18 protein-coding genes are annotated in these 18,533 nt (G+C 69.9%); 13 read left to right on the top strand and 5 right to left on the bottom strand.

Features of this window, described 5'->3' with window-relative positions; genetic code table 11:
* Positions 1 to 228 precede the first annotated feature (228 nt).
* The 3 genes from ACYVOK_RS04965 to ACYVOK_RS04955 are packed head-to-tail and all read right to left on the bottom strand — an operon-like array spanning position 229 to position 2,098.
* A complete protein-coding gene (locus ACYVOK_RS04965; protein WP_460661026.1) occupies positions 229 to 987 on the bottom strand; it encodes an IclR family transcriptional regulator in 759 nt (252 codons plus the stop codon).
* Positions 988 to 1,010: 23 nt separating this feature from the next.
* Positions 1,011 to 1,202 (bottom strand): hypothetical protein, encoded by a 192-nt coding sequence (locus ACYVOK_RS04960; protein ID WP_460661025.1) that lies wholly within the window; start codon positions 1,200 to 1,202, stop codon positions 1,011 to 1,013.
* Complete coding sequence (locus ACYVOK_RS04955) at positions 1,202 to 2,098, bottom strand: GNAT family N-acetyltransferase (protein WP_460661024.1); 897 nt, start codon at positions 2,096 to 2,098, stop codon at positions 1,202 to 1,204. The genes ACYVOK_RS04960 and ACYVOK_RS04955 overlap by 1 nt, the downstream gene beginning before the upstream one ends.
* Positions 2,099 to 2,152: 54 nt before the next feature.
* Here ACYVOK_RS04955 and hutH point away from each other — a divergent pair, with 54 nt between their 5' ends.
* The 9 genes from hutH (at position 2,153) to hutI (ending at position 12,799) form a co-directional block, all read left to right on the top strand.
* Positions 2,153 to 3,745, top strand: a complete 1,593-nt coding sequence (gene hutH, locus ACYVOK_RS04950) for a histidine ammonia-lyase (RefSeq protein WP_460661258.1) — start codon at positions 2,153 to 2,155, stop codon at positions 3,743 to 3,745.
* Positions 3,746 to 3,765: 20 nt separating this feature from the next.
* Positions 3,766 to 5,421 carry a urocanate hydratase gene (gene hutU / locus ACYVOK_RS04945; protein WP_460661023.1) on the top strand — a complete coding sequence of 552 codons (1,656 nt, stop codon included), beginning with the start codon at positions 3,766 to 3,768 and terminating at the stop codon, positions 5,419 to 5,421.
* A 155-nt stretch (positions 5,422 to 5,576) separates the two neighbouring features.
* On the top strand, positions 5,577 to 6,575 hold the full coding sequence (locus tag ACYVOK_RS04940; RefSeq protein ID WP_460661022.1) for an ABC transporter ATP-binding protein: 999 nt from the start codon (positions 5,577 to 5,579) through the stop codon (positions 6,573 to 6,575).
* Positions 6,576 to 6,809: 234 nt separating this feature from the next.
* Positions 6,810 to 7,469 carry an ABC transporter permease gene (locus ACYVOK_RS04935; RefSeq protein WP_460661021.1) on the top strand — a complete coding sequence of 220 codons (660 nt, stop codon included), beginning with the start codon at positions 6,810 to 6,812 and terminating at the stop codon, positions 7,467 to 7,469.
* A 1-nt stretch (position 7,470) separates the two neighbouring features.
* Positions 7,471 to 8,121 (top strand): ABC transporter permease, encoded by a 651-nt coding sequence (locus ACYVOK_RS04930; protein WP_460661020.1) that lies wholly within the window; start codon positions 7,471 to 7,473, stop codon positions 8,119 to 8,121.
* A 97-nt stretch (positions 8,122 to 8,218) separates the two neighbouring features.
* A complete protein-coding gene (locus ACYVOK_RS04925) occupies positions 8,219 to 9,148 on the top strand; it encodes an ABC transporter substrate-binding protein (protein WP_460661019.1) in 930 nt (309 codons plus the stop codon).
* 11 nt (positions 9,149 to 9,159) lie between these two features.
* Positions 9,160 to 10,332 (top strand): allantoate amidohydrolase, encoded by a 1,173-nt coding sequence (locus tag ACYVOK_RS04920; RefSeq protein WP_460661257.1) that lies wholly within the window; start codon positions 9,160 to 9,162, stop codon positions 10,330 to 10,332.
* Positions 10,329 to 11,639, top strand: a complete 1,311-nt coding sequence (locus tag ACYVOK_RS04915; protein ID WP_460661018.1) for a formimidoylglutamate deiminase — start codon at positions 10,329 to 10,331, stop codon at positions 11,637 to 11,639. Before ACYVOK_RS04920 ends, ACYVOK_RS04915 begins: the two co-directional genes overlap by 4 nt.
* Entirely contained in the window at positions 11,636 to 12,799 is a 1,164-nt protein-coding gene (gene hutI, locus ACYVOK_RS04910; RefSeq protein WP_460661017.1) for an imidazolonepropionase, read from the top strand. Before ACYVOK_RS04915 ends, hutI begins: the two co-directional genes overlap by 4 nt.
* On the opposite strand, the gene ACYVOK_RS04905 is transcribed toward hutI, so the two are convergent.
* Together ACYVOK_RS04905 and ACYVOK_RS04900 are read right to left on the bottom strand one after the other, a co-directional pair.
* The gene (locus ACYVOK_RS04905; protein WP_460661016.1) at positions 12,796 to 13,188 is read right to left on the bottom strand and encodes a phosphoribosyltransferase family protein; all 393 of its coding nucleotides are present in this window, start codon (positions 13,186 to 13,188) and stop codon (positions 12,796 to 12,798) included. The two genes, hutI and ACYVOK_RS04905, sit on opposite strands and share 4 nt — an antisense overlap.
* A 190-nt stretch (positions 13,189 to 13,378) precedes the next feature.
* Entirely contained in the window at positions 13,379 to 13,849 is a 471-nt protein-coding gene (locus ACYVOK_RS04900; RefSeq protein ID WP_460661015.1) for a GNAT family N-acetyltransferase, read from the bottom strand.
* Between the two features lie 257 nt (positions 13,850 to 14,106).
* Between ACYVOK_RS04900 and dnaK the strand changes: the two genes are divergently transcribed.
* Genes dnaK through ACYVOK_RS04880 form a run of 4 tightly spaced genes read left to right on the top strand, consistent with a single transcriptional unit; the run spans position 14,107 to position 18,319 of the window.
* Entirely contained in the window at positions 14,107 to 15,966 is a 1,860-nt protein-coding gene (dnaK, locus tag ACYVOK_RS04895) for a molecular chaperone DnaK (protein WP_460661014.1), read from the top strand.
* Complete coding sequence (gene grpE, locus ACYVOK_RS04890) at positions 15,963 to 16,676, top strand: nucleotide exchange factor GrpE (protein WP_460661013.1); 714 nt, start codon at positions 15,963 to 15,965, stop codon at positions 16,674 to 16,676. Before dnaK ends, grpE begins: the two co-directional genes overlap by 4 nt.
* A gap of 27 nt (positions 16,677 to 16,703) precedes the next feature.
* The gene (gene dnaJ / locus ACYVOK_RS04885) at positions 16,704 to 17,867 is read left to right on the top strand and encodes a molecular chaperone DnaJ (protein ID WP_460661012.1); all 1,164 of its coding nucleotides are present in this window, start codon (positions 16,704 to 16,706) and stop codon (positions 17,865 to 17,867) included.
* Positions 17,867 to 18,319, top strand: coding sequence for a heat shock protein transcriptional repressor HspR (locus ACYVOK_RS04880; protein ID WP_460661011.1), 453 nt, complete (start codon positions 17,867 to 17,869; stop codon positions 18,317 to 18,319). The genes dnaJ and ACYVOK_RS04880 overlap by 1 nt, the downstream gene beginning before the upstream one ends.
* The last annotated feature ends 214 nt before the right edge of the window (positions 18,320 to 18,533 follow it).

Here is an 18,533-nt window from a genome sequence, read left to right as displayed (position 1 = left end):
CCGACTCACACCATTTCGCCCCGAGTTCCAGGCCGCGGGCGCCAGCACGCGCACGCCGGCGACAGCCGGCAGGTCGCGGGCGAAAGCACGCCCGGATGCTCGGGCGATAAGCACGAGGGTGGGTGGGAGCGCGCTCAGCGGTCGTGACGAGGAGCGGAGCGACGAGGAACGGCTGCGTAGCACGCGTGGGCTGTACCCCCAGCACGCCGTGGGCCTGACGCAGAAGTTCTAGCCGTGGAGGCGGCGGGTTAGGGCGGTGGCGGCTTGGCGGATGCGGTGGGCGAGGGCGCGGCGGTCGGCCGGGGGGATGGCGTCGGTGCGGAAGGTGACGCTGATGGCGGCGACCGGGTGGCCGGCGTGGTCGACGGCTGCGCTGGCCACGGACGAGAGGCCCGGGGTGATGAACGAGTCCTCGACGGCATACCCCTGGCGTTTCTCCTCGGCGAGCAGGCGCCGGAGCTGGCTGAGTGTCTGCGGTCCGTGATCGGTACGCCGTACAAAGGTCTCCGGACTCGGGAACAACGCCCGCACCTGCGCCGGCGGAAGCTCGGCGAGCAGGGCACGGCCGGATGCGGTCAGGGTCGCCGGCAGACGTACGCCGACGTCCGTCACCAGCGTGACCGGCCGGGGCGGCTGCTCCTTCAGCAGGTAGACGAGCTCACGACCGTGCAGTACGCCGAGATGCGCCGTCTGCCCGACCTCGGCGACCAACTGGACGAGCAGCGGCCGGGCGAGCCGCTCGAGCGGGTCGTGGCGCAGGTACGCCGAGCCGATCTCGAACGCGGCCACCCCAAGCCCGTACCGCTTCTCCTCCGGCAGATGCACCACGAATCCCTCGTCGATCATTGCTCGCAGCAAGTGGTACGTCGACGAGCGCGGCAGGCCGACCGCGGAGGCGATGCGCTCCATCGGGACGGGTCCGGGCTGGGTGGCCAGGAACGTCAGTACCCGCAGAGTGCGGGTCGAGGCGGGAACGTTGCCGCTCACAACGGCAGCGTAACCGCCGGATCTCAGATTCCGGACGTTTCGCGCGACTTGGCGCGGCCGCGGCGTAGCCACAGCCGGAAACCCTCACCGGCCAGCGCGACGGCGAACAGGCCGCCCGCGACGATCCAGTCGACATCCTGGTCGTCGCCGGACAGCAGGACTCCGACGGCGACCGAGAGGATGCCGAAGAACGTGAGTGAGACGAACGGTCGCATCAGAGGGTCTTCTCCGCGGTCCAGGCGGCCGACGACACCTTGTAGCCGAGCCACGAGTTCACTGTCAGCATCGGCGCGTTGGCCGCGTCGTTGCCGGTGTACGCATGGGTGAATCCGGCGTCCCGGGCGCGGGCCAGCGCCGCCGACTTCACCACCTTGGCCAGTCCGCGGCCACGGTGCGCCGGGATCGTGCCGGTCAGGTTCGACCAGATGACCCGGCGGTCCGGATCCGCCGTGGTGATCACGAACGACGCGACCGTGTCACCGTCGAGCACCGCGACGCTCAGGTCGCGCCGCAGGTCCGGGTGACCCCAGTCGGTCGCCAGCCATTCGTCGTACGGCGGCGCGAACGACAGGCCACTCGGGTCGCCTTCGGCAACGGCGACCACCGCCTGCCAGACCTGCTCCGGGTTCAGTTGCCCGAAGTCGGTGACGCGCAGTCCCTCGGGCGGCGCAGCCGGCTCGGGTACGGCGCTCAGGTCCGCGCGCGAATGGCTCATCCGGCGGCCGATCGTGAACCCGCGCCGGATCGCGAACCCCTTGGACTCGTCGTTGTCCTCGACGACGACCAGAAGGCTCGCCGCACCAGCCTTCGCCGCTTCCGCGCAGACCGCCTCGGCCAACGGGCCGCCGATGCCACGCCTGCGCAGATCGGGCGGTACCTGCACCGAGATCCTGACCCGCGGCGCCCGGTCGCCCGGATCGGGCAGGAACACGTTGCCGTACCCGACCACCTCGGAGCCGTCGACCGAAATCAGCGCGACCCGACGTCTGCTGTTGCGCAGTTCGGCCTGGATGCCGCGTGCCGTCTTCACCAGTTGCGGCATCGCGGCGGCCCAGACCCGGGCGATCCCCACCGCATCCTCCGGCCCCGCCGTCCGGATCTCGAACACCATTCCTGAACTCTAAGTGACCAGCGGTCCATGTCTCGGATGCGAGACACAAAGTGCATGGCGCTGCTGTCGGATCGCGGTGCGGCGCGGTGGAATGAACGCGTGGAAGAGCAGAACGAGGTGATCGTCGGCGTCGGACCGCTGAGCGCGGCCGACGTCGTGGCGGTGGCGCGGCACGGAGCCCGGGTGCGGATCGACGACCAGGCGCTCGAGGAGATCGCGAAGTCGCGGGCCGCCGTCGAGGCCCTCGCGCACGCGGACACCCCGCACTACGGGGTCTCGACCGGCTTCGGTGCGCTCGCGACCCGGCACATCGCTCCGGAACTGCGTGCCCAGCTGCAGCGCAGCCTGGTCCGGTCACACGCGGCCGGTTCCGGACCGGAGGTCGAGACCGAGGTAGTCCGGGCGCTCGCGCTGCTCCGGCTGTCGACGCTCGCGACCGGCCGCACGGGTGTGAAGGTCGACACGGCCCAGGCGTACGCCGAGCTGCTCAACGCGCACCTGACTCCGGTGGTGCACGAGTACGGCAGCCTCGGCTGTTCCGGCGACCTCGCGCCGTTGGCCCATGTCGCTCTCGCCGTGATGGGCGAGGGACAGGTGCGAGATGCCGACGGCAACCTTCTCGACGCCGGCGAGGCGCTGCGGGCGCACGGGCTGACGCCGATCGTGCTGGCCGAGAAGGAAGGTCTCGCGCTGATCAACGGGACCGACGGCATGCTCGGCATGCTGGTACTGGCCCTGGCCGATCTCGACCGGCTCCTGAAGACCGCCGACCTGGCCGCGGCCATGAGCGTCGAGGCGCAACTCGGCACCGACCGGGTGTTCGCCGACGACCTGCAGGCCCTGCGGCCGCATCCCGGTCAGCGCTCCGCCGCCGCCAACCTGCGGGCGCTCCTGGCCGGCAGCGACATCGTCGCGAGCCACCGCGGCCCGGAGTGCAACCGGGTCCAGGACGCCTACTCGCTGCGCTGTTCGCCGCAGGTGCACGGCGCCGCCCGCGACACCGCGGCGCACGCGGCCACGGTCGCCGACCGCGAACTGGCCGCCGCGATCGACAACCCGGTCGTTCTCCCGGACGGCCGGGTCGAGTCCAACGGAAACTTCCACGGTGCGCCGGTCGGCTACGTGCTGGACTTCCTCGCGATCGCCGTCGCGGACCTGGCCGGCATCAGCGAACGCCGTACCGACCGCTTCCTCGACGTGGCCCGGAACCACGGGCTGAACGCGTTCCTGGCCGACGATCCGGGCGTGGACAGCGGCCACATGATCGCGCAGTACACCCAGGCCGCGATCGTGTCCGAGTTGAAGCGACTCGCCGTACCGGCCAGCGTGGACTCGATCCCGAGCAGTGCGATGCAGGAGGACCACGTCTCGATGGGCTGGTCGGCCGCCCGCAAGCTGCGGACCGCGATCGACGGCCTGCAGCGGGTCCTCGCCGTCGAGATCCTGACCGCCGCGCGGGCGCTCGACCTGCGCGCACCCCTCGCCCCGGCACCGGCCACCGCCGCCGTCCGGGACGCCCTGCGGGAGTACGTCGAGGGGCCGGGCACCGACCGGCACCTCGCCCCCGAGATCGAGCAGTCCGTCCGGCTCGTTGCCGACGGCACCTATCTGACGGTGGCCGAAGCAGTCACCGGTCCGCTGTCCTGAAGAGAAAGGCTGGATCACCCATGTCCGGACCCCGTCCCGTGCGTGCGCCCCGCGGTACCACCCTGACCGCCCGCGGGTGGCAGCAGGAGGCCGCGCTGCGGATGCTGCAGAACAACCTCGACCCCGAGGTGGCCGAACACCCCGACGAACTGGTCGTGTACGGCGGGTCCGGCAAGGCCGCCCGGGACTGGAACTCGTTCGACGCGATGGTCCGCACGCTGACCACGCTGAAGGACGACGAGACCATGCTCGTGCAGTCCGGCCGGCCGGTCGGCGTACTGCAGACCCACGAGTGGGCGCCGCGGGTGCTGATCGCGAACTCGAACCTGGTGGGCGACTGGGCCACCTGGGAGGAGTTCCGCAAGCTCGAGGCGATGGGGCTGACGATGTACGGCCAGATGACGGCCGGCTCGTGGATCTACATCGGCACCCAGGGCATCCTGCAGGGCACGTACGAGACGTTCGGTGCGGTGGCCGAGAAGAAGTTCGGCGGCTCCCTGGCCGGCACCATCACGCTGACCGCCGGGCTCGGCGGCATGGGCGGTGCGCAGCCGCTGGCGGTGACGATGAACGACGGGGTGGCGATCTGCATCGACGTCGACTCCTCCCGGATCGACCGGCGGATCGAGCACCGCTACCTCGACGTCCGCGCCTCGTCCGTGGACGAAGCGCTGCGACTGGCCGAGGAGGCCAAGGCGGCACGGAAGCCGCTGTCGATCGGTGTCCTGGGCAACGCGGCCACGATCGTGCCGGACCTGCTGCGGCGCGGTGCGCCGATCGATGTGGTGACCGACCAGACGTCGGCGCACGACCCGTTGATGTACCTGCCGGTCGGGATCGAGTTCGAGGACTGGACGACCGCGCGGGAGAAGGACCCGGCCGGGTTCACCCGGCGGGCGCAGGAGTCGATGGCCAAGCACGTCGAGGCGATGGTCGGCTTCCAGGACGCCGGTGCCGAGGTGTTCGACTACGGCAACTCGATCCGCGACGAGGCCCGGAAGGCCGGGTACGCCCGGGCGTTCGAGTTCCCCGGCTTCGTCCCGGCGTACATCCGGCCCTTGTTCTGCGAGGGGAAGGGACCGTTCCGGTGGGCGGCGCTGTCCGGCAACCCGGCCGACATCGCCAGGACCGACCAGGCGATCCTCGACCTGTTCCCGGACAACGAGCACCTGGCCCGGTGGATCAAGATGGCCGGCGAGCGCGTCGCGTACCAGGGCCTGCCGGCCCGGATCTGCTGGCTGGGCCAGGGTGAGCGGGACAAGGCCGGGCTGCGGTTCAACGACATGGTCGCGTCCGGTGAACTCGAGGCGCCGATCGTGATCGGCCGGGACCACCTCGACACCGGCAGCGTCGCGTCGCCGTACCGGGAGACCGAGGGAATGCTGGACGGCTCGGACGCGATCGCGGACTGGCCGTTGCTGAACGCGATGGTGAACGTGGCCAGCGGCGCGTCGTGGGTGTCGATCCACCACGGCGGCGGCGTCGGCATCGGCCGGTCCATCCACGCCGGTCAGGTGTCGGTTGCCGACGGCACCGAGTTGGCCCGGCAGAAGCTGGAACGCGTACTCACCAACGACCCGGCGACCGGTGTCATCCGGCACGTGGACGCCGGTTACGACAAGGCAGCGGAGGTCGCCGCCGAACGAGGTGTCCGGGTTCCGATGCAGGAATCCTGACCACGACCCGGCAACTGCTGACGGAGTGCGACCATGGCATTCTCCACCGCTAGGGTGCGCTTTCCGGGGAGCGAGACATCGAGCGATCACGTGGCTTCGGTCTCTCGTTCCGTTAGGGTCGAAGCCGCGACCGACGACGAGCGCGAAGGGGCGCCATGATCGAGTTCGAGGACGTCACCAAGCGGTATCCGGACGGCACCGTCGCCGTCGACAACCTGTCCCTGCGGATCCCGAGCGGCCAGATCACCGTGTTCGTCGGGCCGTCCGGCTGCGGCAAGACCACGTCGCTGCGGATGATCAACCGCACCATCGAGCGGACCAGCGGGACCATCTCGATCGACGGCGAGGACATCACCGGCAAGGACCCGGTGGCGCTGCGCCGCGGCATCGGGTACGTGATCCAGCACGCCGGGCTGTTCCCGCACAAGACGGTGGTGGACAACGTCGCCACGGTGCCCCGGCTGCTGGGCTGGGACAAACGGAAGACCCGCTCCACCGCGATGGAGTTGCTGGAGCGCGTCGGTCTCGACCTGAAGCTGGCCGAGCGGTACCCGTCCCAGCTGTCCGGTGGCCAGCAGCAACGAGTCGGCGTCGCCCGGGCGCTGGCGGCCGACCCGGCGATCATGCTGATGGACGAGCCGTTCAGCGCCGTCGACCCGATCGTCCGGCACCAGTTGCAGGAGGAACTGCTCCGGCTGCAACGCGACATCGGCAAGACGATCGTCTTCGTCACCCACGACATCGACGAGGCGATCAAACTCGGCGACAACGTCGCGGTACTGCGGGTCGGCGGCAAGCTGGCCCAGTTCGCGCCGCCGGCCGAGTTGCTGGCGAACCCGGTCGACGACTTCGTCCGCGGGTTCGTCGGGCAGGACCGCGGCTACCGGGCCCTCACCTTCGTGCATCCGGAGGAACTGCCACTCAAGCCGTTGCCGTCCGAGCTCGTGCTGGACGACGACGGCGCACCGGTCGGATGGCGCGGCGACCATGTGCTGCACCCGATCGGCGCACTCTTCCGGCAGGGCGACTCGCTGCGTGCCGCGCTGGACGCCGTACTGACCTCACCCACCGGCTGGGGCGTCTGTGTTGACGGCCACGGCAAGGCCGTCGGCGTCGTCGACCAGACCATAGTCGCGGAGGCGTTGCGGCAATGACTGTGCACATTGCCGCGCTGCCGCGCGGCGCGTCATGGGGCTTTGCCTCCCGGCCTTCCCTCGTCGCTCCAGTCGCTGTGCTGCATGCCGCGCCTCCGGCGCGGCGGGTCATGGGGCCTTGGCTCCCGGCCTTCCCTCGTCGCTCCAGTCGCTTCGCTCCCTCCGCTCCTCAGTCCAGGCCGGGGGCCCCATGACCGGGCTCCCTCCGCTCCTCAGTCCAGTCCGGGAGGCCCCATGACGTGGATCGGTGACAACCTCGGGCTGATCTGGGAACAGCTGCGCGAGCATCTCTACCTGGCGATCCTGCCGGTCCTGCTGGGGCTGCTGATCTCGGTGCCGCTCGGTTACGTGGCGACCAGGTTCTCCTGGCTGGCGAACCCGCTGATCGCGTTCGGCGGCGTGCTGTACTCACTGCCGTCGATCGCCTTGTTCATCGTGCTGCCGGCGATCCTCGGCACGCTGGTGCTGTCCGCGGTCAACATCGTCGTGGCCCTCACCATCTACACGGTCTCGCTGCTCATCCGGAACGTGATCGACGGACTGCGTTCGGTGCCGGTCGAAGTCCGGCAGTCGGCGGTCGCGGTCGGGTACGGCTCCCTGCACCGCTTGATCGCCATCGACCTGCCGATCGCCGTACCGGTGATCTTCGCCGGCCTGCGCGTCGTCACCGTGGCGAACATCTCGATGGTGAGCGTCGGCGCGGTGATCGGTATCGGTGGACTGGGCGAGCTCTTCACCCTGGGCTTCCAGAGGGACTTCCTCACCCCCGTGGTGGTGGGCGTTGTGCTCTCGCTGCTGCTGGCACTGCTCGCCGACCTGGTTCTGGTCGGCCTGCAGCGGGTGCTGACGCCGTGGGCGCGCGTGATCCACACTCCGCCGGTGGAGGTGGCGTGACATGTGGGAATACCTGACCGACCCCTTCAACTGGTCCGGCCCGGAAGGCATCTGGGCCAGGATCCTGCAGCACATCTGGTACACGTTCGCCGCTCTCGGCCTCTCGGCGGCGATCGCCCTGCCGGTGGGGTTGCGGATCGGCCACACCCGGCGCTGGGCCTTCCTGGCGATCAACCTCGGCAACGCGGCCCGGGCCCTGCCGAGCCTCGGGCTGCTGATGCTCGCGGTGCTGCTGACCGACCAGATCGGGTTCCTGCCGGTGCTGATCGCGCTGGTCGCGCTCGGCATCCCGCCGATCCTGGCCTCGACGTACGCCGGTGTGTCCGGTGTCGATCCGGCCACGATCGACGCCGCCCGGGGGATGGGGATGACCGGACGCGAGATCCTGACCAAGGTGGAGATCCCGATCGCGATGCCGCTGATCATCTCCGGTCTGCGCGGCGCGACCCTGCAGATCGTCTCGACCGCGACGATCGCCGCGCTCGTCGCGCTCGGCGGCCTCGGCCGCTACGTGGTCGACGGGCTGAAGCTGCGCGACTTCCCGCAGATGTTCACCGGCGCCCTGCTGGTGGCCCTGCTCGCCATCCTGCTCGACGTGATGTTCGCCGTCCTCGGCCGGATCGCCGTCTCCGACGGTCTCAAGTCGAGCTGAACTGTCCGACGTACCTGATCAACTTGACTCAGATGTTCCGCCCCACCGAACCATCCACCGGCGCCCGCCGGTGGCTGACGAGACACTGGAGGCTCTCGTGTTGAGATCCACGCTCATCCGTACTGCGATCGCCGGGGTGGCGGTGCTCGGCCTGGCCGGTTGTGGGGGTGGGGGCGACCAGCTCGGGGACAGCGATGCGGGCTCCTCGCCCGCGCCGGACAAGGTGACCAGCATCACGGTCGGGTCCGCCGACTTCTCCGAAAGCCAGCTGCTGGCGGAGATCTACGGCCAGGCGCTCGCCGCCAAGGGCATCGAGGTGACCCAGAAGCCGAACATCGGCAACCGGGAGACCTACATGGCCGCGATCAAGGACGGGTCGGTGCACCTGCTGCCGGAGTACACCGGCGCGGCCCTGCACTACTTCAAGAAGGACGCCACCGAGACCGAGGAACAGGCGACGTACGACGCGCTGAAGGGCTCGCTGCCGTCCGGGCTCGAGGTGCTGGAGAAGTCGCCGGCGGCCGACGAGGACACCATCGTGGTGACCAAGGCGACCGCGGACAAGTACAGCCTGAAGTCGCTGGCCGACCTGAAGCCGGTGGCGAAGGACATGGTCGCGGGCGGCAGCTCCGAGTTCAAGGTGCGTGACGCCGGGCTGAAGGGCCTGAAGGAGAAGTACGACGTCGAGTTCAAGGAGTACAAGACGCTCGACGCGGGCGGCCCGCTGAGCCTGAAGGCGCTGCTGGACAACCAGATCCAGGTGTCGAACTTCTTCACCACCCAGGCGCTGATCAAGGACAACAACCTGGTCATGCTGGAGGACCCGGAGAACATCCTGCCGCCGAACAACATCGTTCCGCTGATCCGGACCGACCACAAGTCGGACGACGTCGTGTCGACGCTCAACGCGGTATCCGCCAAGCTGACGACGGACGGCCTGACCGACATGGTCAAGCGGATCGACGTCGGCAAGGAGTCGCCGAACGCGGTCGCCAAGGACTGGCTGTCGAAGAACCCGCTGTCTTGAGTTTCGAGGAGATGTGGGCGGCGTTGGCCGCCGTCGGCCGGGACCCCGACACCGGGGGCTACCGCCGCGGCGGCTGGACGCCGACCGAACGCGAAGCCACCCACTGGTTCCTGGACCAGTGCACCACCCGCAACCTCACCGTCGATTCCGACGGCCTGGGCAACCTCATCGCCTGGTGGGGTTCGTCAGAGGGTGCTGGTGTGGTGACTGGGAGTCATCTGGATTCGGTGGTTGATGGTGGGGCTTTTGATGGGCCGTTGGGGGTGGTGTCGGCGCTGGCGGCGGTGGATCGGCTGAGGAGTGAGGGGTTCGAGCCCTCGGTGCCGATCGGGGTCGGGGTGTTCGTGGAGGAGGAAGGCTCGCGGTTCGGGATGCCGTGTCTCGGGTCGCGGGTGGCGGCCGGAGTGCTGCCCGCCGAGAAGGCTCTCGCGCTGAAGGACCGGTCGGGCGTCTCGCTCGCCGCCGCGCTGGAGGCGGCCGGGACCGACCCGGCCGGCGTCGGACCGTCGCCGCTGCTGGAGCGGATGGGGACGTTCGTCGAGTTGCACGTCGAGCAAGGCCGGGGACTGACCGCACCGGTCGGCGTGGCGAGTTCGATCTGGCCGCACGGGCGGTACCGCTTCACCTTCCGCGGCGAGGCCAACCACGCCGGTACGACGCTGATGGAAGACCGCCGCGACCCGATGCTCACCTACGCCATGACCGCCCTTGCCGCGAACAAGCAGGCCCGCCTCGCCGGCGCCCGTGCGACGTTCGGCCGCCTCGCGGTCGAGCCCAACGGCACCAACGCCGTACCGTCGCAGGTGACCGCCTGGCTGGACGCCCGGGCCGCCGACGACGCGACCCTGGAGTCGTTGCTAGCGGCAATCACCAGGCAGGCGACGGAGCGCGCCGAGCGCGACGGTACGACGGTCGACGTGGTCCCCGAATCGGTGTCGCCGGTGGTCGACTTCCCGGCCGGGTTGCGGGACCGTCTGGTCGGCGTACTCGACGGAGCGCCGGTGTTGCCGACCGGGGCCGGGCACGACGCCGGCGTGTTCTCCGCCGCCGGCATCCCGACCGCCATGCTGTTCGTGCGGAACCCGACCGGCGTCTCGCACTCGCCGGCCGAGTACGCCGAGATGGACGACTGCCTGGCCGGCGTGGACGCGCTGGCCGCCGTACTGAAGGATCTCGCGAAGTGACGTCGTACTGGTGCTCGAGCGCCGTGCTGCCGACCGGGGTGGCCGAGCGGGTCCTGGTGACGGTCGCCGACGGCCGGTTCGCCGCGGTCGAGACCGGTGCGGAGCCAGGTGACGCGGTCCGATTGAACGGCCTCGTCCTGCCCGGGTTGGCGAACTGTCACAGCCACGCCTTCCACCGGGCCTTGCGCGGCCGGACGCAGGCCGAGCGCGGCACGTTCTGGACCTGGCGTGAGCAGATGTACGCCGTCGCGTCGACGCTCACCCCGGAGTCGTACTACCACCTCGCGCGGGCCGTGTACGGCGAGATGGTGCTGGCCGGGATCACTGCCGTCGGCGAGTTCCACTACCTGCATCACCCCCCGGGCGGACGGCGGTACGACGACCCGAACGCGATGGGCAAGGCGCTGATCGCGGCCGCCCGGGACGCGGGGCTCCGGATCACCCTGCTGGACACCTGTTACGTTGCCGGCGGCATCGACCAGCCGCTGAACCAGGTGCAGCAACGCTTCAGCGACGGCGACGCGGCAGGCTGGGCCGCGCGGATCTCGCTGCTGGACGGCTCCGACGACGTGGTGATCGGCGCCGCGGCGCACTCGGTGAGAGGTGTGCCCCAGGACCAACTCGGCGCGGTCGCCTCGGCATTGCCGGACGCCCCGCTGCACATCCACCTGTCCGAGCAGGTCGGCGAGAACGTGGCCTGCCTTGACGCCTACGGCCGTACGCCGGCGCAGGTGCTGGACGAGACCGGCTTCCTCAGCGGGCGGACGAGCGCCGTCCACGCGACCCATCTCACCGACGTGGACGTCGGTCTGCTCGGCGGCGCGGCGACGTACTCCTGCTTCTGCCCGACGACCGAGCGCGACCTGGCCGACGGCATCGGTCCGTCGGTGGCGCTGCGCGACGCCGGGTCGCCACTGACGCTCGGGTCGGACAGTCACGCGGTGATCGATCTGTTCGAGGAGATGCGCGCGGTCGAGCTGGACGAACGGCTGGCGTCCCAGGAGCGCGGCCACTGGTCCGCTCCCGAGCTGCTCAGGGCCGCGACCGCCGACGGCCACCGCTCACTCGGCTTCGCCGACGCCGGGGTGATCGAGGTGGGGGCTCGCGCGGACCTGGTCGCCGTACGGCTGGACAGTGTGCGTACGGCGGGGACCGGAGCCACCGTGGAGACTGCCGTGTTCGCGGCCTCCGCGGCCGACGTCACCGACGTGATCGTCGGCGGCCGGCAAGTGGTTGCTGACGGCAATCACGCGAAGCTCGACGTGGCGGCCGACCTGGCGGCCTCGATCGCGGCGGTGACCTCGTGACCTCTCTGTTGCTGACCGGCATCGGTTCGCTGGTGACCAACGATCCGGCGCGTGGTGCGTTGCTTGGCGAGATCCGGGACGCGGCGCTGGTGATCGAGGGCAGCAAGGTCGCCTGGGTCGGGTCCCGCCGTGATGCCCCGGGGGCCGATCAGGCTCTGGACCTGGGTGGCCGCGCGGTCGTCCCCGGGTTCGTCGACTCCCACGCGCACCTGGTGTTCGCCGGTGACCGGGCGGAGGAGTTCGCCGCCCGGATGACCGGTACGCCGTACTCCGCCGGCGGGATCCGGACCACGGTGGCGGCGACCCGGCAGGCCACCGACGAGGCGCTGACCGCGAACGTGGCCCGGCTGGTGACCGAGATGCGCCGCCAGGGCACCACATCGGTCGAGATCAAGTCCGGTTACGGCCTGACGGTCGCGGACGAGGCCCGGGCGCTGAGGATCGCGGGCCAGTTCACCGACGACACGACCTATCTCGGGGCGCACGTCGTACCGGCGGAGTTCGCCGAGGACCCGGCCGGTTACGTGTCACTCGTGACCGGTCCGATGCTCGAGGCGACCGCGCCGTACGCCAAGTGGGTCGACGTCTTCGTGGAACGCGGCGCCTTCGACGAGGACCAGGCCCGGGCGATCCTCACGGCAGGGCAGGCGAAGGGGCTGCAGGCGCGGGTCCACGCCAACCAGCTGGGAGAGGGGCCTGGTGTCCAGCTGGCCTGCGAGGTCGGTGCGGCCGCGGCCGACCACTGCACCTACCTCACCGACTCCGACATCGACGCCCTGGCCTCGACGGGCGTGGTCGCCGGGCTGCTTCCCGCGGTCGAGTTCTCCACGCGATCGCCGTACCCGGACGCCAGGCGCCTGATTGACGCCGGAGTGACCGTAGCCCTGGCCACCGACTGCAACCCGGGCTCCGGCTACTCCTCGTCGATGCCGCTTTGCATCGCTCTGGCTGTCCGGGAGATGCACATGACCCCGGCCGAGGCCCTGTGGTCGGCGACCGCGGGTGGTGCCGCGTCCCTCCGCCGCACAGACGTTGGCCGACTGACGCCGGGTTCCCGTGCCGACCTGGCCGTCCTCGACGCGCCGTCGTACATCCACCTCGCCTACCGCCCCGGCGTCCCCCTCGTCACCCAAACGTTCGTCGGCGGACGCCCGGTCTAGAGCCGTCGTACGTCGATCAGTCCGCGGAGGGGGAGGTCGTGGCGTAGTCGGGCGTTGCCGAGGGCGTCGACGACGCAGGCGGCGCCGATCCACCGGGCGCCACAGTCCTCCACCAGGGCACGGGCGACCAGGGCGGTCGCACCGGTGTCCGCCCAGTCGTCGACCATCAGGACCCGGTCGCCGGCCATGACCAGGTCACGCCGGAAACCGAAGACGACGTGCCGATCCCGGTAGTCGGGACCCGTCGTACGCCGCACCCATCGGTCGCTGTCCGTCGCCTGACCGCAGTCCTTCCGGATCTCGACGAACCCGACGCCCAGCGCGGCCGCGGTCAACGCACCGAGCAGGGACCCCCGGGACACCGGACCCAGGACGACGGTCGGCGTCACGTCGTACAGGCGACCCAATGCGGGGCCAAGATCACGTAGCAACTCGGCGTCGCGCCACCACCCGGTGACGTCGGCGTAGCTGCTTCAGGCGCCGCGGTCCGTCCGCCACACGAACGCGTTGCGCAGCCGCTCCTGCATCTGTCTGGACATGCCTCCAGGGTGACCGCTGGCCGCGTGGCACGCACCCGATTTAGTCGCTCAGCTCCTTGGAGCACAGCGCCGTGGTGGTGCCGTCGGGACGGTTGAGCTTGCCGACCTCGACGAAGCCGCGGCCGGCGTGGAAGGCCAGGCCGGCCACGTCGGGAGGGTCGGAACTGATCCCGCAGACGAGCCGGTCGAACGGCTTCGCGGCCCGCTCGACCGCCCGGTAGACCGCGGTCGCGATGCCCTTGCGCCGGTGCTGTTCGGCCACCACGATCCGGTCCAGGTGCAGGAAGCGGTCGGCGTACGTCTCGGTGAACCACTGGAAGTCGAGGCTGTCGTGCGCCGACCCGGGCGTGAAGGTGAGGACGAAGGCCGCCACCTCGTCGTCCAGTTCGACCACGGCGGCGTGGGCGGCGATCAGCCGGAGCCAGTCCAGCCGGTCCGGTCGGAGTGGCTCGACCAGGCCTTCCGCGGCGGCGTTCAGGGCGAGCACCGCGGCGTCGTCGGCTGAGGTCATGGGGCGGAGCTTCACCGTGACACCATCCCACGGAAACCCTTTTCCGCGGCAGGGGTCCGACCACCGCCCCGGATCCGTGGCCGGGCCGGGAGTTCCCTGGGCGATCCCTGGGAATCGGGGGCCGGGGTTGGGAATGACCCAGGGGGTGTGTCATGTTGAGTCAGGTGTACTCAAGTTTGTTCAGTCACGGATTTGAAACCCGGGCGGCAGAACGGCAACATTGAGTCCGCATCACTCAACTTCGTGGAGGTAAGCACATGGCCCGCGCGGTCGGTATCGATCTCGGTACGACGAACTCCGTCATCGCCGTACTGGAAGGTGGCGAGCCCACCGTCATCCCCAACGCCGAGGGAGCGCGTACGACGCCCTCGGTCGTGGCCTTCGCCAAGAACGGCGAGGTCCTGGTCGGCGAGGTGGCGAAGCGCCAGGCCACCACGAACGTCGACCGCACCATCCGCTCCGTCAAGCGCCACATGGGCGAGAACTGGAGCGTGGACATCGACGGGAAGAAGTTCACGCCGCAGCAGATCAGCGCGTTCGTGCTGCAGAAGCTGAAGCGGGACGCCGAGGCGTACCTCGGGGAGCAGGTCACCGACGCGGTCATCACCGTGCCGGCGTACTTCTCCGACGCGCAGCGCCAGGCGACCAAGGAGGCCGGTGAGATCGCCGGGCTGAAGGTGCACCGGATCGTCAACGAGCCGACCGCGGCCGCGCTCGCGTACGGCCTGGACAAGGGCACCGAGCAGACCATCCTGGTCTTCGACCTCGGTGGCGGCACCTTCGACGTCTCCCTGCTGGAGATCGGCGACGGTGTCTTCGAGGTGAAGGCGACCAGCGGTGACAACCACCTGGGTGGTGACGACTGGGACAACCGGATCGTCCAGTGGCTGGTGACCCAGTTCAAGAACAAGAACGGCACCGACCTGTCCGGCGACAAGATGGCCATGCAGCGCCTCACCGAGGCCGCCGAGAAGGCCAAGATCGAGCTGTCCGCCGCGGCCGAGACGACCATCCACCTGCCGTACCTGAGCCTGACCGAGTCCGGCCCGCTGCACCTGGAGGAGAAGCTCTCCCGGGCCGAGTTCCAGAAGATGACCAACGACCTGCTGGAGCGCGCCCGCGCCCCGTTCAAGGCGGTCATCAAGGACGCCGGCATCGACGTGTCGAAGATCGACCACGTCATCCTGGTCGGCGGTTCGACCCGGATGCCCGCGGTGGCCGACCTGGTCCGCGAGCTGACCGGCGGCAAGGAGCCGAACAAGGGCGTGAACCCGGACGAGGTCGTCGCCGTCGGCGCGTCCCTGCAGGCCGGTGTGCTGAAGGGTGAGGTCAAGGACGTCCTGCTGCTCGACGTGACCCCGCTGAGCCTCGGTATCGAGACCAAGGGCGGTGTGTTCACCAAGATCATCGAGCGCAACACCACGATCCCGACCAAGGGCTCGGAGATCTTCACCACGGCCGAGGACAACCAGCCGTCGGTGATGATCCAGGTCTACCAGGGCGAGCGCGAGATGGCCCGCGACAACAAGTCGCTCGGCAACTTCGAACTCACTGGTTTGCCGCCCGCCCCTCGGAATGTCCCGCAGATCGAGGTCACCTTCGACATCGACGCGAACGGCATCGTGCACGTCAACGCGAAGGACCTGGCCACCGGCAAGGAGCAGCGGATGACCGTCACCGGCGGTTCGGCGCTGCCGAAGGACGACATCGATCGGATGGTCCGCGACGCCGAGCAGTACGCCGAGGAGGACCGCAAGCGCCGCGAGGCGGTGGAGGCCCGCAACCAGGCCGAGAGCCTCGTTTACCAGACCGAGAAGTTCCTGTCGGAGAACGAGGACAAGGTCCCGGACGACGTCAAGACCGAGGTCAAGGACGGCGTCGCGGAGCTGAAGAAGGCGCTCGAGGGTGACGACGCCGACGCGATCAAGTCCGCGTCGGAGAAGCTCGCCCAGTCCAGCCAGAAGATGGGTGCCGCGATGTACGCGAACGCCCAGGCCGCCGGCTCTTCCGAGGAGAGCACCTCGTCCGCCGACAGCTCGGGCAGCACCGACGACGACGTCGTCGACGCCGAGATCGTGGACGAGGACCGGCCGCAGGACAAGACGGAGGACAAGTGACGGATCGACCGACTGGCAGCGAGTTCGGCGACGGTGAGCCCGTCGTCCGGGACAAGCGCCGGATCGACCCGGACACCGGCGAGCTGCGGGAGCAGTCCACTTCGGACGCTCCCGCGGCCGGCGCCGCACCGGGCATGCCGGGCACCCCGGGCGCGCAACCGCCGAAGGACCCGTCGGACCTGATCGGCCCGTCCGCCCAGGAGGCACTGCTGACCGAGGCGCTGGCCGAGCGTACGGCGGACCTGCAGCGGCTGCAGGCCGAGTACGTCAACTACAAGCGCCGGGTTGACCGCGACCGGGAGGCCGCGCGGGAGGTCGTGATCGGCTCGGTGCTAACAGAGCTGCTCGGGATCCTCGACGACATCGGCCGGGCCCGGGAGGCGGGCGAGCTGGAGGGCGCCTTCAAGGCGGTCGCCGAGTCGCTCGAGCGGGTCACCGAGAAGCTCGGTCTGGTGAAGTACGGCGAGAAGGGCGACCCCTTCGACCCGCGCATCCACGAGGCCCTGCTGCACAACTACTCCGACGAGGTCGACGGACCGACCGCGACGATGGTGATGCAGCCGGGGTACCGCCTCGGCGATCGGGTCCTGCGGCCGGCCCGGGTGGCCGTCTCGGAGCCGACCGAGCAACTGCCGGCCGAGGCCGCGAAGGCCGACGTACCGGTGGAGAGCACAGATGACGACCAGCCCGCAGACAAGTCTGCGGAGTAACCGACAGGGCGAGAGGGGAGGCGTCGGATGAGCACGAAGGACTGGCTCGAGAAGGACTTCTACAAGGTTCTCGGCGTCTCCAAGACCGCCGAAGCGGACGAGATCAAGAAGGCCTACCGCAAGCTGGCGCGCAAGTACCACCCCGACTCCAACGCCGGGGACGCGACCGCGGAGGCGAGATTCAAGGAGGTCTCCGAGGCGTACGACGTCGTCGGTGACCCGAAGAAGCGCAAGGAGTACGACGAGGCACGCCGGCTGTTCGGCAGCGGCGGCTTCCGGATGCCGAGTGGCGCCGGTTCCGGTGGCGGCTTCAACTTCGACGTCGGCGACCTGTTCAACCGCGGCGGCGCCACCGCCGGTGGCGGCCTCGGCGACATCCTGGGCGGCATGTTCGGCGGTGGCCGGACCACGACCACCACGTCCACGGCCCGGCCGCGGCGTGGTGCCGACATCGAGACCGAGGCGACGATCGAGTTCGCCGAGGCCGTGAACGGTGTCACCGTCGGGCTCCGGATGACCAGCGACGAGCCGTGCAAGACCTGCCGCGGCACCGGTGCGAAGTACGGAACGGTGCCGAAGGTCTGCCTGAAGTGCGAGGGCACGGGGATGCAGACCTCGGTCCAGGGCGGCGTGTTCGCCATGACCGAGCCGTGCACCGAGTGCAAGGGCCGCGGCCTGGTCGTCGACCAGCCGTGCGAGACCTGCCACGGCTCCGGCCGCGGCCAGTCGAGCAAGACCATGCAGGTCCGCATCCCGGCGGGCGTGCAGGACGGCCAGCGGATCCGGCTCAAGGGCAAGGGTGCGGCCGGTGAGCGGGGTGGCCCGGCGGGCGACCTCTACGTCACCGTGCACGTCAAGCCGCACCGGATCTTCGGTCGCCAGGGCGAGCACCTGACGCTGAACGTCCCGGTGACCTTCACCGAGGCCGCGCTGGGTGCCGAGATCAAGGTGCCGACCCTGGACGGTCTGCCGGTCACTGTCCGGATTCCGGCCGGTACGGCGAACGGCAGCAAGCTGCGCGTCCGCGGCAAGGGTTCGGTCCGGCGGGACGGCAGCAAGGGCGACCTGCTGCTCACTCTCGAGGTCCAGGTGCCGCACGAGCTGACCGACGAGCAGCGCGCCAAGCTGCAGGAGTTCAACGCGGCGTCGGATCAGCCCGACCTGCGGGCAGGGTTGTTCGGGAGCGCGTGATGGGGATCCCGTTCAACCAGGTGCCGACCTGGGACGACCGCACCCCGATCTACGTGATCTCGGTGGCGGCCCAGCTGGCCGGCATGCACCCGCAGACCCTGCGCCAGTACGACCGGCTCGGCCTGGTCACGCCCAGTCGGGCGTCCGGCCGCGGCCGGCGGTATTCGGCGTACGACGTGGCGAAGCTGAGGTACGTGCAGCACCTGTCCCAGGAAGAGGGCATCAACCTGGCGGGAATTCGGCACATCCTCGCGCTACAGTCCGAAGTGGAGGACCTGCGCAGGCAGGTCAACCAGCTACTGGCAGAAGTCCAGCGGGGTGTCGGTGCCTCCCGGCGGAGCACCGGCAGCCGGGTCTTCTCGGCCGGCCCGGCCGGCGACGTGATCGCCATGGGCCGGCAGCAGACCACCCGCTGGATCCGGACCCAGCCCCTGGAGCTGGGCCCCCGCTGACAGTGAAGAGCCCGAGCTCAGGCCGATCGTGCTGGGCCCCCGCTGACAGTTGAAGAGCGCGGGCTCCGGCCGGCCGTGCTGAGCCCAGGCTGACAGTGAAGAGCGTGGGCTCAGCCCGGTTGTGCTGAGCCCAGGCTGACAGTGAAGAGCGTGGGCTCAGCCCGGTTGTGCTGAGCCCAGGCTGACATGAAGAGCGTGGGCTCGGGCCGGTTGT

Source organism: Kribbella swartbergensis, assembly GCF_054784135.1.
Note: the sequence above shows the minus strand (reverse complement) of the source record. Positions and strands in the feature narration are given on the sequence as shown.

Excerpts from the sequence above, each read along its gene's own strand:
- ACYVOK_RS04960 (WP_460661025.1), bottom strand. The coding sequence starts at position 1,202 with ATGCGACCGTTCGTCTCACTCACGTTCTTCGGCATCCTCTCGGTCGCC.
- ACYVOK_RS04955 (WP_460661024.1), bottom strand. The coding sequence starts at position 2,098 with ATGGTGTTCGAGATCCGGACGGCGGGGCCGGAGGATGCGGTGGGGATC.
- hutH (WP_460661258.1), top strand. The coding sequence starts at position 2,153 with ATGGCGCTGCTGTCGGATCGCGGTGCGGCGCGGTGGAATGAACGCGTG.
- hutU (WP_460661023.1), top strand. The coding sequence starts at position 3,766 with ATGTCCGGACCCCGTCCCGTGCGTGCGCCCCGCGGTACCACCCTGACC.
- ACYVOK_RS04940 (WP_460661022.1), top strand. The coding sequence starts at position 5,577 with ATGATCGAGTTCGAGGACGTCACCAAGCGGTATCCGGACGGCACCGTC.
- ACYVOK_RS04935 (WP_460661021.1), top strand. The coding sequence starts at position 6,810 with ATGACGTGGATCGGTGACAACCTCGGGCTGATCTGGGAACAGCTGCGC.
- ACYVOK_RS04930 (WP_460661020.1), top strand. The coding sequence starts at position 7,471 with ATGTGGGAATACCTGACCGACCCCTTCAACTGGTCCGGCCCGGAAGGC.
- ACYVOK_RS04920 (WP_460661257.1), top strand. The coding sequence starts at position 9,160 with ATGTGGGCGGCGTTGGCCGCCGTCGGCCGGGACCCCGACACCGGGGGC.
- ACYVOK_RS04900 (WP_460661015.1), bottom strand. The coding sequence starts at position 13,849 with ATGACCTCAGCCGACGACGCCGCGGTGCTCGCCCTGAACGCCGCCGCG.
- dnaK (WP_460661014.1), top strand. The coding sequence starts at position 14,107 with ATGGCCCGCGCGGTCGGTATCGATCTCGGTACGACGAACTCCGTCATC.
- dnaJ (WP_460661012.1), top strand. The coding sequence starts at position 16,704 with ATGAGCACGAAGGACTGGCTCGAGAAGGACTTCTACAAGGTTCTCGGC.
- ACYVOK_RS04880 (WP_460661011.1), top strand. The coding sequence starts at position 17,867 with ATGGGGATCCCGTTCAACCAGGTGCCGACCTGGGACGACCGCACCCCG.